This window comes from Rossellomorea sp. GCM10028870 (assembly GCF_042666755.1).
Classification (GTDB): domain Bacteria; phylum Bacillota; class Bacilli; order Bacillales; family Bacillaceae_B; genus Rossellomorea.
Genome location: NZ_JBHTGN010000002.1, coordinates 280,602 through 298,443, shown reverse-complemented (window position 1 = coordinate 298,443; position 17,842 = coordinate 280,602). Strand labels below are relative to the sequence as shown.

The 17,842-nt window shown below is 45.6% G+C and carries 15 protein-coding genes; 7 read left to right on the top strand and 8 right to left on the bottom strand.

What is annotated here, in order from left to right:
* Positions 1 to 124 precede the first annotated feature (124 nt).
* The 7 genes from ACFQWC_RS12250 to ACFQWC_RS12220 form a co-directional block, all read right to left on the bottom strand.
* On the bottom strand, positions 125 to 1,426 hold the full coding sequence (locus ACFQWC_RS12250; RefSeq protein ID WP_299745843.1) for an SLC5/6 family protein: 1,302 nt from the start codon (positions 1,424 to 1,426) through the stop codon (positions 125 to 127).
* Between the two features lie 4 nt (positions 1,427 to 1,430).
* Entirely contained in the window at positions 1,431 to 2,120 is a 690-nt protein-coding gene (locus tag ACFQWC_RS12245; protein ID WP_299745846.1) for a response regulator transcription factor, read from the bottom strand.
* A gap of 16 nt (positions 2,121 to 2,136) precedes the next feature.
* The gene (locus tag ACFQWC_RS12240) at positions 2,137 to 2,901 is read right to left on the bottom strand and encodes a sensor histidine kinase (protein WP_299745849.1); all 765 of its coding nucleotides are present in this window, start codon (positions 2,899 to 2,901) and stop codon (positions 2,137 to 2,139) included.
* 69 nt (positions 2,902 to 2,970) lie between these two features.
* A complete protein-coding gene (locus ACFQWC_RS12235; protein WP_299746053.1) occupies positions 2,971 to 3,942 on the bottom strand; it encodes an ABC transporter ATP-binding protein in 972 nt (323 codons plus the stop codon).
* A 5-nt stretch (positions 3,943 to 3,947) separates the two neighbouring features.
* Positions 3,948 to 4,943 (bottom strand): ABC transporter ATP-binding protein, encoded by a 996-nt coding sequence (locus tag ACFQWC_RS12230; RefSeq protein ID WP_299745852.1) that lies wholly within the window; start codon positions 4,941 to 4,943, stop codon positions 3,948 to 3,950.
* Positions 4,944 to 4,954: 11 nt separating this feature from the next.
* Entirely contained in the window at positions 4,955 to 5,875 is a 921-nt protein-coding gene (locus ACFQWC_RS12225; protein WP_113970311.1) for an ABC transporter permease, read from the bottom strand.
* A 16-nt stretch (positions 5,876 to 5,891) separates the two neighbouring features.
* Positions 5,892 to 6,797, bottom strand: a complete 906-nt coding sequence (locus ACFQWC_RS12220; RefSeq protein WP_299745858.1) for an ABC transporter permease — start codon at positions 6,795 to 6,797, stop codon at positions 5,892 to 5,894.
* Positions 6,798 to 7,036: 239 nt separating this feature from the next.
* Between ACFQWC_RS12220 and ACFQWC_RS12215 the strand changes: the two genes are divergently transcribed.
* The 6 genes from ACFQWC_RS12215 to helD all read left to right on the top strand — a co-directional run bounded on the left by ACFQWC_RS12215 (position 7,037) and on the right by helD (position 16,161).
* On the top strand, positions 7,037 to 8,557 hold the full coding sequence (locus tag ACFQWC_RS12215) for a glutathione ABC transporter substrate-binding protein (RefSeq protein ID WP_377108007.1): 1,521 nt from the start codon (positions 7,037 to 7,039) through the stop codon (positions 8,555 to 8,557).
* Positions 8,558 to 8,626: 69 nt separating this feature from the next.
* The gene (locus ACFQWC_RS12210) at positions 8,627 to 9,871 is read left to right on the top strand and encodes an amidohydrolase family protein (protein ID WP_299745861.1); all 1,245 of its coding nucleotides are present in this window, start codon (positions 8,627 to 8,629) and stop codon (positions 9,869 to 9,871) included.
* A gap of 18 nt (positions 9,872 to 9,889) precedes the next feature.
* Positions 9,890 to 11,125, top strand: coding sequence for an amidohydrolase (locus ACFQWC_RS12205; RefSeq protein WP_377107537.1), 1,236 nt, complete (start codon positions 9,890 to 9,892; stop codon positions 11,123 to 11,125).
* Complete coding sequence (locus tag ACFQWC_RS12200; protein WP_377107535.1) at positions 11,122 to 12,051, top strand: DMT family transporter; 930 nt, start codon at positions 11,122 to 11,124, stop codon at positions 12,049 to 12,051. Before ACFQWC_RS12205 ends, ACFQWC_RS12200 begins: the two co-directional genes overlap by 4 nt.
* Before the next feature lie 204 nt (positions 12,052 to 12,255).
* Positions 12,256 to 13,578, top strand: coding sequence for a D-serine ammonia-lyase (locus ACFQWC_RS12195; protein WP_377107533.1), 1,323 nt, complete (start codon positions 12,256 to 12,258; stop codon positions 13,576 to 13,578).
* 255 nt (positions 13,579 to 13,833) lie between these two features.
* Positions 13,834 to 16,161, top strand: a complete 2,328-nt coding sequence (gene helD / locus ACFQWC_RS12190) for an RNA polymerase recycling motor HelD (RefSeq protein ID WP_341357622.1) — start codon at positions 13,834 to 13,836, stop codon at positions 16,159 to 16,161.
* A 42-nt stretch (positions 16,162 to 16,203) separates the two neighbouring features.
* Here helD and ACFQWC_RS12185 read toward each other — a convergent pair whose 3' ends face one another.
* Positions 16,204 to 17,463: an MFS transporter gene (locus ACFQWC_RS12185; RefSeq protein ID WP_341357623.1), complete on the bottom strand. Its 1,260-nt coding sequence runs from the start codon at positions 17,461 to 17,463 to the stop codon at positions 16,204 to 16,206.
* Positions 17,464 to 17,628: 165 nt separating this feature from the next.
* Between ACFQWC_RS12185 and ACFQWC_RS12180 the strand changes: the two genes are divergently transcribed.
* The gene (locus tag ACFQWC_RS12180; RefSeq protein ID WP_299745877.1) at positions 17,629 to 17,835 is read left to right on the top strand and encodes a hypothetical protein; all 207 of its coding nucleotides are present in this window, start codon (positions 17,629 to 17,631) and stop codon (positions 17,833 to 17,835) included.
* Positions 17,836 to 17,842: the final 7 nt, after the last annotated feature.

Here is a 17,842-nt window from a genome sequence, read left to right as displayed (position 1 = left end):
CTATCACGATAAGGCTTTATAGATAACATCATACAATCCTATGATTAGTAGATGTCTTAGACCATTAAGTCAAAAGAGTCGCCTACTTGACGACTCTCTTACTCAGACCATTACGAGTGTGGTCTCATTTTCTATGAATCCGAATCTCATTAACCACCAGGGATATCACCACTAACCCACTCGACACGAAAAAGCTGATCCAGGTCGATTGAATTGAGTTATAGTTTAGGAGAGACAGCAGCCCCACTCCTAAACCAATCAACGAACAATAAGGGAGGAGCACCGGAATCGTTCTTTTATAAAAGATGACCACCAGCATCGTCGGAATGATGGCTGCATACACCTGGGCGAAAAAGAAGATAAGCTCCATCAGACTGGGTGACAGGATCGAGCTGATGAGTAAGAGTGAAAGGGAAAGCACACCAGAGACCAAATAGGTCTTTTTCAATTGCTGGTCTTCACTCCAATCGAACTTGTGGCTTAGCATATTCCGGATGACCATGATCGATGTGGCATGGAGCTCTGCCCCCACGGTGGAAGCGATGGCACTGAAGCAGCAGCCGATAAATAATAGAAGCAGAAACAATGAGTCGATTTTCTCCACCAGCTGACTCAATATGGAGTAAATGTTTTCAAAGCCCTGCCCATAAACCGCAATCAATACAATCGCGGTGAAGGCGAGGGGGATGGTCGCCCAAATGATCCCGGCCATCATAAAGGATGTTCGGACCTTGGATTTTTCAATGATATAGATCCGCTGCCAGGTCGCCCGGTCGATCAATACTTGTCCGAATCCAATCAGAAATGCGGTAAGAATGAACAAGGTGATTTCATTATGTTTCAGAAATAATAAGTAGGGATGATAAAGCAGCAATCCATCGTAAACGGGAAAAATACCTTTTTGGATAAAAAAATAAACGGGAATCAGAATGATGGCTGCGAAAATAAACGAGATATGAATCCCTTCAAAGCGATGGATTTGCTTCATGCCCCCTATGGACAACAGGAAGCAGTATAGAAAGAATACGAGTAACCCTACATAGATCGGTGTTTTTAATAGAAAATGAAATAACACACCTGCCCCCAGTGCTTGTATAAGCAGTGAGTCCAGGCTTGTCAGGAGCAATACCCACATGACGAACCAGTATGACCTCCCACGGAGCCTTTCTTTCAAAACATCCCCTAGAGTCATGTAGTTTGGGAATCGTTCCCTGATATAGGGGGTGATCCACCCGAATAGAAAGAGAGCGGTGGCTCCCATCATGGCATAGCCGATTCCACCAAGCAGTCCATATTTCACAAGTGTTTCAGGAGAGGACAAAATCGTATTGCCGGTCACCCATCTTGCCAGGAGCGAAACGACTCCATACGCCACTCCAAACGTGATGGTTCCTTGTATATACTCACGATACGTTCGTGGCTTCATTGATTTATACCTTCTCTCTTATCCGATATTCCCTTGGAGTGTATCCTGTTTGCTTCTTGAATAATGAACTGAAATAGTGCTGGCTGCTGAATCCGCACGCTTCAGAAATAGAAGAGATGGACTTTTCGGTATCCTGCCGCAGTAATCGCTGTGCGGCCTGGACTCTGAAATCATTCAGGTATTCTGAGAAGCTGATCCCCATCTCTTCATGAAATTTTCTGCTCAGGTACGTACCGTTGATATGGATCTGGCTCGCCAATGAAGAAAGGGAAAGCTTATCGCTGTATTGTTCATGGATGATCGTTAACGCTTCCTGCACGATATGGGATTGGATTGATGCGTATTTATAGTGATCGAGAACTTGGAATAATTCTTCTTCAATAATCGGTTTTGTCAAATAATCCTTTGCCCCGAGTCGCAGGGAGGCCTGTGCATAATCGAATGATTGGTAGGCCGTGACCATAATGATGTCGATATGGTCATATTTCTTCATTTCAATCCCGAGTTCAATCCCTGATTTACCAGGCAGTTGAATGTCGAGGAGCGTAAGGCGAATCGGATGTTCCGTCAGAATCTTTAACGCCTGTGACGCATCCGCGGCTGTATGAATCGTCCAGTAAGGATATTTTTCGTGAATCATGTAGTTGAGCTGCTCCAGTTCCAGGGGCTCATCGTCAACGAGCAAAATATGCATGGCGCTTCCTCCTTCATCAAGTAATGGTGTCTTCTCTGGTCATATGAGGCCAGAAGATCTGGACACTCGTTCCTTTGGCTTCTTCATTCAGCTGAATGAGGATTTCTTCCTTAGGAAAGAGCATCTGCAATCGCTTCTGAATATTGTGTAATCCAATTCCACGGTCTTCCTTTTGAACATCTAGCGCTTCCAAAGCAGTTGATGAGCTGTTCCATACTTCTAAGTACACTTTGTTCCTTTGCTCATTCAGGATGATGATCAGCTTGCCTTGTCCGGGATTCTTTTCAAGTCCATGCTTAAAGGCGTTTTCTACAAGGGTCTGCAGGAGGTAAGGAGGGACTAGGGAAAGCTTGCAGCTTTCTTCAACGCTCCACACTACATCGAGCCGATCTCTGAATCTCAACCTTTGAATGTCGAGATAATATCGGGTGTATTGGATTTCCTCCTCCATGGTGATCAATGGGTCAGTCTGTTTGTATTTGAACTTAAAGTATTTGGAAAGCACCTCGATGGCAGAAATCAGTTCTTCCTTGCGATTCAAACGTGCCAGGCTCAGGATGACATTAAGTGTATTGAAAAAAAAGTGGGGCTGGATCTGTTGGTTCAGTTGGTTGTATCTAGCTTCTTGAAGTTCCTGTTTCAGAAGCAGTTCGTTCTTTTCTTTCTCCAGTTGATCCAGACGTTTTTCAAATAGAAAGAGAAATAATAAGCTAAAAGCCCCAATGATTGGGGCTAATACGGACAGCATGATATAAAATGAAAAGGATTCTTGTGTAATCATGTGAAGAACTCCTAAAGTGATGAGTCATACTTTCTATTTTATAAGAAAACTAAGATTCTGAAAATATGTTTAGACATAATGGCACCTTGTGAAATGTTCTCCATGACCGGTCATAGGAGGCAGTTCTGCTTTACACAAATCCGTTGCCAGAGGGCAGCGGGTATGAAACTTACATCCGGATGGCGGATTCAATGGGGAAGGTACATCCCCTTTTAAAAGGATTCTTTCTCTTTTCTTAGAAAAATCAGGTACGGGGATGGCTGAAAGTAAGGCTTTGGTATAAGGGTGAGTAGGGTTGTCAAACAGCTCATGCTTTCTCCCAATCTCGACAACCTTTCCCAGATACATCACAATCACCCGATCTGAAATATGACGTACAACACTTAAATCATGGGAAATGAAGAGGTACGTTAATTTCAATTCCTTCTGAAGTTTCTTTAACAGGTTCAAGATTTGTGCCTGAATGGATACATCCAGTGCCGATACGGCTTCATCACAGATGATCACTTTCGGATTGACCGCCAATGCCCGTGCGATTCCGATCCTTTGTCGCTGACCGCCGCTGAATTCGTGGGGGAGACGGTCGAGTGATGTAATCGGGAGACCCACATAGTCCAATAATTCCTTCATACGAGCTTCATGCTTGGAAGGGGGCAATACTTTTTGTATGGTCATGGCTTCTTTCAGGATCTTTCTGACGGTTTGTCTCGGATTCAAGGAGGCAAACGGATCCTGGAAAATGACCTGGATATCGCCCCTCATATTTCTTAATCCCTTTTTGGATAGACTGTTCAATTCGATTCCTTTGTATTGGATACTGCCTTCCGTCGGCTTATCCAGCTGAAGGATGGCACGGCCGGTTGTCGATTTACCGCAGCCGGACTCACCTACGATACTGAGGGTTTCCCCTTCATAGAGCGTGAAGGTGATATCGTCCACGGCTTTCACCACTTGTTTAGGTTGGAACAACGACTCCCTTTTGATAGGGAAGTACTGTTTCAGGCCATTCACTTCTAAAATAGGTTTTTTCTCTGTCATCATAGCGGTCATGTCATCTGCACCTCTTTCTCGGCATTATATAGAAAACATCTGATTTGACTGCCATCCTTCGAGGAATTGAGCTGTGGCTCTTCCTCGTGACATCGTGCGGTCGCCAATGCGCAACGGGGAGAAAAACGGCAGCCTTTTGGCATGTCATAAGGGGAAGGGACGCTTCCCGGCATCGTTTCCAGTTCTGCCTGGTCTTCATGCAATTTCGGTAATGAAGACATCAGTCCATTTGTGTATGGATGCTTCGGATTGGAGAATAATTGTTCCGTCGAACTATATTCCACAACCTGTCCGGCATACATAACCGCTACTTTGTCACATAGCTCGGCTACCACGCCTAAATCATGTGTGATGAAGATGATTCCCATATTCAGCTTTTTCTGAAGGTCCTTCATCAGCTCAAGGATTTGTGCCTGGATCGTCACATCAAGTGCCGTAGTCGGCTCATCCGCAATCAGGACTTCGGGATTGCAGGCAAGTGCCATGGCGATCATGACACGTTGCCTCATTCCGCCGCTCAGCTGGAAAGGCTCTTGTTTCGCCCTTTGTTCAGGAGAAGGGATGCCTACTAATTCGAGCATTTCGACCGCTTTCTTCCATGCTTCCTTTTTCCCGAGCTTTTGGTGGATGCGAACAGCTTCTGCAATCTGCTCCCCGACCGGTATGACAGGATTCAATGACGTCATTGGCTCTTGGAATATCATGGAAATTTGGTTTCCGCGCACTTTTCTAAGTTCGGGTTCGGACATTTTAAGGATGTCCTTTCCTTTCAATTCAATGGTTCCGTCCACTATCTTTCCGGGAGGGGAGGGGACAAGACGAAGAATCGAAAGGGAGGTCATGCTTTTTCCACAGCCCGATTCTCCGACGATTCCCAGCGTCTCACCTTCGTGAAGAACAAAATCGATTCCATCAACGGCTTTCGTCACTCCTTTTTTCGAAGTGAAATGGGTTTTTAAGTTTTTTACTTCCAAGACCACATTTTTACTCATTACAACCACTCCTAGTTAAGTTCAATTCGTTTGTTAAAGAATCGGTATAAAACGTCTACGAATAGATTGACGATCACGAAGACCAGGGATGCGACCAGTACTCCGCCCTGAACCATTGGAAGGTCACGTGTACGGATCGAGTCAACGATCATACGGCCGAGACCATTGATGGCAAAGACCGATTCAATTAATACCGTCCCTCCGAGAAGTGCCCCAAACTGAAGGCCGACCACCGTGATGACGGGAATCAAGGCATTGCGCAGGGCATGCTTATAGATAATGGCAAAGCTTTTTAAACCTTTTGCCTGAGCAGTACGGATATAGTCCTGCCTCACGACCTCAAGCATGCTGGATCGGGTCATTCTGGCTACGATGGCAGCTCCTCCGACCCCGAGCGTAAAGGCAGGTAAAATGATGTGCAGCATGCTGTCCCATCCCGCAACAGGTAAAAGCTGAAGTTTTACAGAGAATAAATAAATGGATAGAAGACCTAGAAAGAAGCTTGGAAGGGAAATCCCTAATAAAGCGACGATCATCACGGAAATATCGGTAGCAGAGTATGGTCTGACTGCCGAAATGATCCCTGCTGTCATTCCAAGGACTATCGTAATGAGAATACTGTAGAAGGCCAGTTCAATCGTGATCGGTAAGCGGGTCATGATTTCCTGGATGACAGGCTGCTGGCTCTTCAAAGATTGTCCAAGGTCACCCTGGAAGACATTCATGATGTATTCTCCATATTGAACATACAGTGGTCGGTTCAAGCCGAGCTCTGTCCGTAGTTGGTTGATCGCTTCTTTCGAGGCACCTTCTCCTGCAAGTATGATAGCCGGGTCTCCGGGAACCATCTGCATGATGAGAAAGACAACCAGGGTCACACCGAATATGACGGGGATGATTTCTATTAATCTTCTGAAAATGTACAATATCATTTCCTATTCCTCCTTATTATGATTTCAGTCTCGGATCAAGCGCGTCCCGAAGTCCGTCCCCGAAAAGATTAAAGCCGAGTACGAGAATGGAAATCGCCAACCCCGGGAAGAGGGCGATGTAGGGAGCCGTGAATAAAAAGTCCCTTCCGCTGGACAGCATCGTACCCCATTCAGGTGAAGGAGGCTGTGCCCCTAATCCAAGGAAGGATAATCCCGCTGCTGAAAGGATGGCGGTGGCGAGACGCAAGGATCCTTGAATGATGATGGGAGATAAAATGTTCGGCAGGATGTGCCTGAAGATGATGATGAAATCATTGGCTCCAAGCGAACGAATGGCATCGATATATTCAAGCTTCTTCGTTTCAAGCGTCGATCCCCGGACAACCCTTGCAAATAAAGGGATGGAGAACACCCCGACGGCAATCATGACATTCACAAGGCTCGGTCCCAGGGCAGAGATGATGGCAAGAGCCAATAGGATCCCAGGGAAAGCAAGCATGACATCCAGGATTCTGCTGATGAAGGTATCGATCCATCCTCCATAAAACCCTGAAATCAACCCCATGATGATGCCAAAAAAAGCACCGAAGCCGACTGCGGCAAAACCGACCCCCATTGAAAGACGGGAGCCGTAGAGGATCCTAGCTAGGATATCCCGTCCTTTATCATCCGTCCCCATCCAATGTTCTGTACTCGGGGGCTGGAGTTTATTGTCCAGTTGAATGTCATAAGGATCATGTACAGCGAGTAAAGGAGCAAACAGAGCAATGAGAATATAGAAGAGAATGATCCCTCCACCGACTACTGCTGCCTTGTTCCTTGAAAAGGTTTCCCAAAATGGTTTGATTCTTGTTTCAAACAGGCTGGGCTTTGACTCAAGTATGGGTGATTGAATTTCTTGAACTTTAAGTTCTGTCGACATGACGTTTCCTCCTCATTGAAATGGTTTGTGTAATTCAAAGATAGAGGAAGAGGGGTGGAAAGGGAAGGTGATAAGTTTGAATTGTCAAAATAATTAAAAAGTTGGTAAAGATATTGAAAATCAATCGCTGTTTTCTTTTTTATAATGCAGATAGGCACCAACAATACGGAAAAGGGAGAGTGGAGGAATTGAAAGAAAAGAAGAAGTATTTCAGGGGGATCGCAGGATTATTGATCGTGATGGTCATGCTCATCACCCAGGCGTGTTCAACAAGTAATGTAGAAAGTGAAACCGCAAGCAAACAAGGCGGTGAATCAGAAGGCGGGATACTGAAGGTCGTCCGATTATCCGATGCAACCAATTTGGACCCCCACTTTATCACAGATATTCCGTCCGCCAATGTACTTTATCAAAAGGTGTACGAGAGCCTTGTAACGTTTGATAAAGAAATGAACATTGTTCCGTCACTGGCGAAAAGCTGGGAGCAGCCGGACGATACGACGTGGGAATTCACATTAAATGAGGGAATCATGTTCCACGACGGTTCTGAATTTAACGCAGAGGCTGTCAAAGTGACGTTCGACCGCTTATTGGATCCAAACACCGGGTCTCCTCAAAAGGATAAACTGGGGATGATCAAAGAAATCAACGTACTGGATGAATATAAAGTGCAGTTCAAGCTCGATGCTCCTTATGCACCTCTCTTATCGATCCTTGCAAGTAACGAAGGAAGCATCATGAGCCAGAAAGCAGTGAAAGAAAATCCTGATAGTCTTGCTAAGCACCCGATCGGAACCGGGCCATTTGCCTTCAAGACATGGAAGTCAGGTCAGTCCATCACCCTCGAGAAAAATGAAGAGTATTGGGGAGAACAGCCGAATATTGATGGAATCGAGTTTCAGGTAGTACCAGAGGACGCTACCCGCTTAGCGATGATTGAAACAGGTGAAGCTCATATCAGTGATCAAGTGCCCGTAACTGAAATCGAGCGCATCGAAAGCTCCGACACTTTGAATCTGTATCGAACAGAAGGGTTAGCCGTCGAGTATGTCGGATTCAATACGCAAAAAGAGCCCTTTGATAATGTAAAGGTAAGACAGGCCATTTCCATGGCCATTGAAAGAGAAGCGATTATAAAAGGTGTCTATAACGGAGTGGGTACTTTAGCGAATGCTGCCATGAGTCCGCAAGTATTCGGTCATAGTGAAAACGTGAAACCGTATGAGTATGACCCGAATTCTGCCAAGGAGCTTTTGAAAGAAGCAGGATTTGAAAAAGGTCTTGAGCTGACACTGATTACAAGTGACCGTAAAGAACGGATCAATATGGCAGAAGTCATTCAGTCCCAGCTGAAGGGAATCGGGATCAAAGTGAATATTCAAGTGCTTGAATATGGTGCGTATATTGAAGCCGTAGACACAGGAGAACAAGATATGTTCATTGGCGGTTGGGGGAATGCAACAGGCGATGGAGACTACAACCAATACAACTTGTTCCACTCTTCTTCCCACGGTTCACCAGGAAACCATTTCTATTACACCAATGAAAAAGTCGATGATCTCATCGAGCAGGCAAGGAAAGAAGTGGACCCTGAAGTCAGAAAGACATTATATGAAGAAGCGATGACCATTGAAATGGAAGAAGCGGTATACATTCCAATTCGAAACTACGAGCATTTAGCAGTGTACAACAATGAAGTGAAGGATTTTTGGTTGAGTGCCGCCAACTACTTAATGGTGAAAGATGCAACGATCGAATAGGAGAGATTACGAATGGTGGATGAGCACCATCCGTACCCTTGTAAACACTAAATATTGGAGGCTGATTGGATGAAAACAGTATGGATGAAAAATGTGAGAATGGAAACGGGTTTTGAGAAAGAGAATGGAGTCGTGACAGGAACCCTTACGGAATATTCCCATGTCAAAATAGAAGGTGGAAAGATTACGGCCATCTCACGGGACGAGTCAGAGATTGAAGCTGGAGCGGCCGTGTTGGATGCAAAAGGAAAGCTGATCCTGCCTTCCTTACGTGAAATGCACATCCATATCGATAAAACCTACTACAGTGGTCCATGGAAGGCGTGCCGCCCGATCACAAAAGGAATTTTTACAAGAATAGAAGAAGAACAGGAGCTGCTTCCTAAGCAATTGCCATACGCACAGGAGAGAGCTGAAAAGATGATTGAGCTGCTGCTTCAAAATGGCCACACTCACATCCGGACGCACTGCAACATCGAACCGACTTCCGGCTTAAAGCACCTGGAAGTCACCGTTAAAGCACTAGAGAAATATAAACACCACCTCACTTATGACATTGTGGCGTTTCCTCAGCACGGGCTCCTGCGCAGCAATTCAGTGGAACTGATGCGGGAAGCGATGAAAAATGGTGCCACCCTTGTCGGGGGAGTCGATCCGGCGACAGTGGACCGTCATATCGATCAATCGCTCTATACGACGTTTGACATTGCTACAGAGCATAATGCCGGTGTTGACATTCACCTTCATGACCCGGACACACTTGGCGCTTTCACCTTTGAACGTCTTGCTGATTTTACAAGAGAGGCGAACTTGAAGGGGCGGGTCACGATCAGTCATGCCATTGCACTTGGTGATCTTGAGGGGCAATCTCTTACCGACATGATGTCCACTCTGAAAGATCAAGAGATTGATATTACCACTACTATCCCGATTAACCGTCCAACCATTCCTGTTTCGACTCTGGATCAGTACGGTTTACAGGTATCCGTCGGTCATGACAGCTTAACCGATCACTGGTCACCTTTTGGAACCGGGGATACGATCGAGAAGCTGAATATCCTTGCTGAACGATTCCGACTGATTGACGAGTACTCCATCAACCGTACATGGAAATATGCATCCGGAGGGATCACGCCGTTGGATGATGCAGGGAAACAGGTGTGGCCTCAAGTAGGGGACGCAGCAGACTTCCTCCTGGTGGAAGCAAGCTGCTCAGCGGAAGCAGTGGCAAGGAGAGCAAAAATTGATTCTGTTTATAAGAACGGGGAAAAGGTGTTGCTGCCTCACTCTGAATCTGTACTGATCAATAAATAATAGAAGGGAGACGTTTTGATGATCTGGCTGAAAAATGTGAAGCTTGAAGTAGGAAACATAGAAAATGGAGGCATGACAGAAACGAAAACAGAGCTTTTTCACCTCGGGGTCAAGGAAGGGAAAATCGTTCAACAGCTGCCTCATACACAGTCCATACCCGAGACTGCTGATGTGATCTATGATATAAAAGGTCACTTGGCCATTCCGACCTTTAACGAAATGCATAACCATTTGGACAAAACGTATCTAACGCTTGGATGGAAAGCGACGAAGCCCGTTAAAAACCTGAAAGAAAGATTGCAGTTTGAAGCAGAGGAGCTGACAGAACTCGCACCAACGACTAAACAAAGAGCGAAACGGATGATTGACGAAATCCTTTCAAACGGTTCAACGCATATCCGCACTCACGTAAACATTGATCCATACATTGGATTGAAGAACCTCGAGGGTGTCATCGAGGCATTGGAAGAGTATAAGCATGCGGTGACTGCGGATATCATTGCCTTCCCGCAGCACGGATTATTAAGAGGTTCCGTGCCGACATTGATGAGGGAAGCGATGAGAAATGGAGCCACCATGGTTGGCGGCCTCGACCCTGCAGGAATCGATCGCTCAATTGAAAAATCACTCTATGAAACGATGAATATTGCAACGGAGTTCAATGCGGATGTAGACATCCATCTGCACGACAGCGGGCATGTGGGGACCTACACGATCGATAAGTGGATCGATATGGTGGAAGAGTCGAATTGGCAGAACCGGACAGCCATCAGTCATGCCTTCTGTATCGGGGAGGTGCCGGAAGTGAAACAGGTTGAACTGGCAGAGAGGTTAAGAGATAACGGAGTGGCAATCATGTCGACCATTCCTTTGACAAAGTCCCTTCCGCCAATCAAGCTCCTGGATGATCATGGAGTGAAGGTCCATCTTGGGTGTGATGGATTCTATGACTCCTGGAGTCCGCTTGGTCACGGGGACGTGTTAGAGAAAGTGTATAAATACGGCCAGGTGACAAGAAAAAGCGATGAAGTATCCTTAAGGGACAGTCTGAAGTGGATAACTGGCGGAACAACGGCATTGACGAAAACAGGTGAATACAAGTGGCCGAAAGTGGAAGATGATGCAAGCTTTATTTTCGTTGACGCCGCTTCATCAGCGGAAGTCGTTGCCAGAAGACCGAAACGACTGGCCGTGATGAACAAAGGGAAAGTGGTATATGGGTCTCTCTGGAGTACCCATGAGCTGGTGAAATGAAAGAAAAGGTAAATGGAAAGCCCGTGTATCTCTACATGGGCCTCCTTTTTTGTGTCATTTGCTGGGGAAGTAATTTTATTTTCGGTGCGATTTTAGTGCACTATTTCAAGCCGATGGAAATCGCTTTTTTACGGCTTATTTTTATTACTCTGTTCCTGCTTATAGTATTCTACAAGCCAATTAGACAATTTTCTTCGTTGAAATCCATGGTCATCCCGCTGCTCTTCATCGGTTTCATTGGCGTGACCTTGAATCACTGGAGCTTCTATGCCAGCTTGACCACGGCATCACCCGTAACGGCTGCCTTGATCCTGGCTACGGCACCCATTTGTACATCCCTTATCAATTCGGTTGTATTTAAGGAACGCAAAAGTCCGTTTTTCTGGATGTGGAGCCTTTTCAGCTTTTTCGGCGTGCTCCTGGTCATCATGAAGAAAGGGGCCATAGTGATGGGTATGGGAGAAGGGTATATCTTCCTCACGATGCTTACATTTTCCGTGTTCATGATTCTTGTGGAACGATATGCAAGGCACCTTTCTTCTATTCTATTGACCTTTTATTCGACCATGGTGGGGTTGATCTTGATGACCGTGTTTTTGCCATTCTCCGACGTTACTTTTCTGAGGTCCGTCCCCTTCAGCATTTGGATGCTGCTTTTTTTTACAGCGATCATCATGCATGGGATATGCCCGCTTATTTGGAACCATTGCATTTCAGAAATCGGCTCTACAAATACATCCCTGCTCCTGAACATTGAACCGTTTGTGGCAATGGTGGTCGGATACATTGTGTTGAAAGAGTCGGTAAGCACTATGCAAATGATCGGGGCAATCACTATACTAATAAGCGTCACAATGGCTCTCCATTCCAATCGAATGGGACAGAGGGACAGTCACCTTGTCCCGACAAACTCAAATACACTATGATGATTGTTACGGGACGAGGGAGCGGTCGCCTTGTCCTCCAAATTTCTACAACTATTTCCCCGGAAATTGATAAAAAATCATAGTATTCTACAAAGAGTGTCATACTGATCCATTCATTTTTTTACCTTCAATAAATAGTCAACATTAAACTTCTAAAGGCTTCGAAACTTCTGTAAAATGATACGTAAATTGAGGGGGGAATAAATGATGGAACAAACATACGGGCTAAGACCGGCTTTACTTTCCGATCTAAAAGTAATGAAAGAGACCTTTTGGTCAAACTCTTCACTAAAATCCTGCTTCAATTCTGAAACAAATTCTGTAGACGGAAATGATATCTATGAAGCTGAAAAGAGGCTTCTGCGATTTGCTCCATACATACAACATGTATTTCCTGAAACAGAAGAGAAGAATGGAATCATTGAATCACCTATTAAATCACTGCCGCATATGCAGCAAGCGTTACAAGAGTATTATCAAACCACCATACCTGGAAAGTTACTGTTAAAATGCGACAATGAGCTGCCCATTGCGGGTTCCATTAAAGCCAGGGGAGGCATCTACGAAGTTCTGAAACTTGCAGAAACACTCTTGGTAAAACACGATATGATTCAATTGACCGATGACTATTCCATGTTAGCCCATCCCTCGTTCAAGGAGTTCTTTTCACAATACTCCGTTGCGGTAGGGTCGACGGGAAACTTAGCCTTAAGTATCGGGACCATTGGTGCAGCTCTTGGTTTCAATGTGACGGTCCATATGTCGCGTGAAGCGAAAGAATGGAAAAAGGTACTTCTCAGAGAAAAAGGAGTAACGGTGATCGAGCATCGGAACGATTTCTCCTATGCCGTTGAAGAGGGGCGAAAGCAATGTGTGAAGGACTCGAATTGTTTCTTCATAGATGATGAAAATTCGAAGGATCTTTTCATGGGCTATGCAGTCGCTGCTCTGCGGTTACGAAAGCAGTTTAAAGAAGAGGGGATAAAGGTTGACAGGGACCATCCATTGGTCGTGTATTTGCCATGCGGTGTTGGAGGCGGCCCTGGAGGAGTGACGTACGGATTAAAGCATGTATTTGGTGATCATGTTCATTGTTACTTTGCCGAACCAACCAATTCTCCCTGTATGCTTCTTGGGCTATCGACTGGAAAACACGAAAATATTTCTGTCCAGGATATAGGATTAAGCAATCAGACAGAAGCCGATGGCCTGGCGGTTGGACGCCCCTCAGCATTAGCAGGAAGGATGGTGCAGGAACTGGTGAACGGAGTGTATACAGTGAAGGATGAAAACTTATTTAAAATGCTGGCTCTTTTACATAAATCAGAGTCCATTTCTTTGGAGCCTTCCGCACTTGCGGGGATGCCGGGCCCAACCTCCGAGCAAATACGGAAGCATCTTGAATTGCTTTCATTAACTAATAATCAATTGAATCATGCGACTCATCTAGTGTGGGCGACTGGTGGGAACTTGGTGCCTGCACCAATTATGGAAAGCTATGTTGCAAAGGGGAGTGGTTTACTATAATGCAGAGGGACGGACCTTGTGCTTTCAAATAAAGGCATGAGGTCCGTCCCTCTTTTTCCAGACGAAAAAATGCCAAACGATCATTAATCGTTTGGCAGTCATCATATTTATATTGATTAGAGTGGATATTTGTGATAAATTAGAACAGAAACGCTTATGATGAGTAAATTAAAACACATTACCTCAATAATAATTATATAACATAATTTACTCTTTCGTCAACCCTCAATTTTTTTTAGAAAAAGGAGTGCTTGGATGAATCTTGAAATTCGGCAGGAGCAGGAACGTGTGGACCGTGTCATTGAGACAATTGTGGAGCAAATCGGTCGTCTGGAGGATGAAACCGGACGACGACAAGAGGAAGTGGTGGAGATCCGTAAACACTTCTGGGATGAGGTCAAGGTGAATACGGATACGTTCGATGATTTTCTGGAAACCGTCCTCAGTTTGAGGCAGCAGGCACAAGTGTTGACCGTCAGTCAAAGCACTCACAGGCAGGCAGTAAAAAAATTATCCGCTCTACAACGCATGAAGGGTAAGCCTTATTTCGGACGGATTGATTTTACCGAAGAAGGAGAATCGGAGTCGGAAAAGGTCTATATCGGCATTGCCACTCTCACAGATCAAAGTGGCGAGGACTTCCTGGTCTATGATTGGCGCGCTCCGATCTCGAGCGTTTACTATGATTATCCGCCAGGTCCCGCTGAATACATCACACCCGGTGGGATAATCGAAGGGACACTGGAGAAAAAATGGCAGTATCTCATCCGGGATGGCGTCATCGAATCCATGTTTGATACCAGCCTGACGATTGGGGATGAAATTTTGCAGGAGGTATTGGGGAAGCGGACCGATACCCATATGAACAGCATCGTGGCGACCATCCAGAAGAAGCAGAATCAAATCATCAGGCACGATTACGGCCGGCTGCTCATTGTTCAAGGTGCAGCGGGCAGCGGGAAAACATCGGCCGCCCTTCAGCGGATTGCTTATTTACTTTATAAGTATCGGGGCAGTCTCAAGGCTGATCAAATCATTCTGTTCTCCCCGAACGCCATGTTCAACAGCTACGTATCGAACGTACTGCCAGAGCTTGGTGAAGAGAATATGGAGCAGGTGACCTTTCAGGAATATCTGGACCATCGGTTGAGTGCGGAGTTCGAATTGGAGGGACCATACAGTCAATTGGAATACGTCCTGACTGAAACGGGTGCCCCCTCGTACCGGACCAGGACGGCGAGTATTTCCTTCAAGGCATCGACGGATTTCTTTGATGTCATTAAATTATACAGAACGTCACTGGAGGAATCCGGGATGCGATTCAAAGGAATCAAGTTCCGGGGACAGCCGATCGTCACAGCAAATCAAATTAAGGAACGATTTTATACCAGTGATACGTCATTGCGTTTCCATAACAGGCTGGAGAAATTGACCGAGTGGATCAACCAACAGATCGATGAAGCAGAGAAGCTTGAACGGAGCAAGCCTTGGGTCGAAGAAGAAATCGAGCTGATGAGCAATGAGGACTATCACAAAGCGCATCAGCACCTGCAGAAGAAAAATCCGTCTAATGATTATGAGATCGAGTATGATGCGCTGGCCAGATTGACCGTTCGCAGGAGATTCAAGGGACTGCGCAAGCGAATCAATAGGTTTCAATATGTGGACGTGAGAGGAATGTATCTTCAGCTTTTTGCTGATCCTACGAACATCTCCACCTTATGGAAGGGTGAGATCCCGGAAGAGTGGGAGGATATTTGCCGTTCGACAGTGAACATGCTCGAGGAAGGGGAACTGTCCTACGAGGATGCGACTCCTTTTTTACTGTTGAAAGAGCTGATTCTTGGCTTTCAGACCAATACGTCGATTAAGCATGTGCTCATCGACGAAGCTCAGGACTACTCACCTTTTCAATTCGAATTCATCAAGCGTCTGTTTCCTTCAGCTAAGATGACCGTGCTTGGCGACTTTAATCAGGCCATCTTTGCCCATGCACGTGAGCACGTGGATTTCAGCACATTGACCGGACTCTATGGACAGGGTGAGACCACAATGATCAACCTGACTCAAAGCTACAGGTCCACCAAGCCGATCATCGAGTTCACACGCCGGCTTGTGCCTGGCGGCGACCAAATCTCCCCATTTGACCGGGAAGGGGATAAACCGGTGCTCACCCGGGTCACTGATCACGATGAACTTCACAGCCGAATTGCAGCGAAAATAGAAGAATGGAAGGACCGGGACTATCACTCCATTGCCGTCATATGTAAATCTGCGAGAGAAAGTGAAGCCGCATACGCCTCCTTAAGGGGTGTGGAAGGCATCAAGCTCATGAAAAGCGCTTCTCTTGAATACGAACAGGGCGTGATCGTCATCCCGGCATACCTAGCAAAAGGAATCGAATTTGACGCCGTCATCCTTTATGACGCATCTGCCAGCTCGTATGGTGACGATAGCCTCAGCCGCTTATTCTACACGGCCTGCACAAGAGCCATGCACGAGCTGCAGCTATTCAGCGTAGGTGAACCGAGTCCATTCTTTGAGCATATAAAAGCGGACCTTTATAGTAGCGAATCGTTTTAATTACTCCCTGGAAAGGGACGGACCTCTCATTAACAAGTATCCTTATGAAAGGGAATTAGAGGTCCGTCCCTCTTTTTTGATCAAGACCACAAACAAACTGGCCAGTACGCAGAATATTCCTGCGAGGAAGAATGCCCAAGTATAGGAGTTGAACAGGTTGAAAATGATCCCGCCGCCAAACGCCGCAACGGCAGCACCAGCCTGATGAGCGGCAAATATCCACCCATAAATGACCCCGCTTTTTGCAACCCCGAAGATCTGCCTTGAAATATTAATGGTAGGCGGTACGGTCGCAATCCAATCCAGTCCGTAAAATACGGAGAAGATGATGAGCAAAGTAACAGACCCTTCAGACAAAGCAAAGGGAAGTAAGACCAAAGAACCTCCTCTTAAGGCATAATACCAAAACAGCAGCCAGCGGTTATCGAAGCGGTCCGAAAGCCAGCCGGATAATGTGGTACCGAAAAGGTCGAATATCCCCATGAAAGATAGTAGTGAGGCAGCCGTCACCAAAGAGATCCCATAGCTTAAACAGTAGGAAACAAAATGAGTCCCAATTAATCCACTGGTGGAAAGACCACATATAAAGAAGCTCCCTGCCAGTAACCAGAATTCCTTTGCTTTTACCGCGAGAAATAACCCGTTGAACGCGATCAGAATTGGATTCTTCCTGGAGTCGCCCTCCTTTTCTTGAAGCCCGTCTTCATCGCCATAGGGCTCGATGCCGATATCTTTGGGTGAGCTTTTCATAAAGAAAGCAATGATGAGAAACATGGTGACGCTAAGAATGATGATGAGGCTGATGGCCCCTCGCCATGTATAGTTTTCTATAATGATTGCTAAGATCGGAAGTAAGATCAACTGCCCCGTGGCGGTACTTGCCGTTAGTATTCCAACTGCAAGGCCCCTGCGTTTTACAAACCAGCGATTTGCGATATAAGGGCTTAAAACTGTTAGGAAAAGAGAAGAACCTAACCCGATAATTATCCCCCAAATCAAAATGAGCTGCCATGGTTGATTCATCACCAAAGTAAGCAACGTTCCCGACAATAATGTTCCCATGGAGATAATCATGATCTTCTTTAAACCGAGCACTTCAATTAACGCTGCCATAAACGGACCGGAAATCCCATATAAAAAGAGACCCACAGCAAACGCAAGAGAAATGACAGATCGGTCCCATCCGAACTCGCTCTCGAAAGGTTCGATGAAGACTCCTGAAGAAGAGCGGACAATTCCGGCTACGATAATCGAGAAGAAGGAAATGGTTAATATTATCCAGCTGTAATGAATTCGTTTCATATTGATCACCTATCCTCATTATATAGTGAGGAGTGAAGGTAAGCTCAACATTTTTAATAAATTAATGATTGAGTTAGGTGAATTTTTTTGAAATAATTGGTAATAAAAGATAAGAGATTAATAGAATCATTTAGTGGCGTCATTTTAAGAATAGGAGGGTTGCAAATGAAACAAAATTTAACCTTGGCCTGGATTGCTTCATGGTTCGCCCTTGTGGGACAGCTGATGTTTTTCATCGGAGTGTCGCTTTTTACAGGAGACTGGCGTTATGTTATGTGGAGTTTCATGGTGAGTATGGCGGTGGGGGTTCCGAGTATGATTCGTACAAGGCACGAACAGAAAAAAAGTAAACCAAGTAAGCTTGGATCATAATACGTAT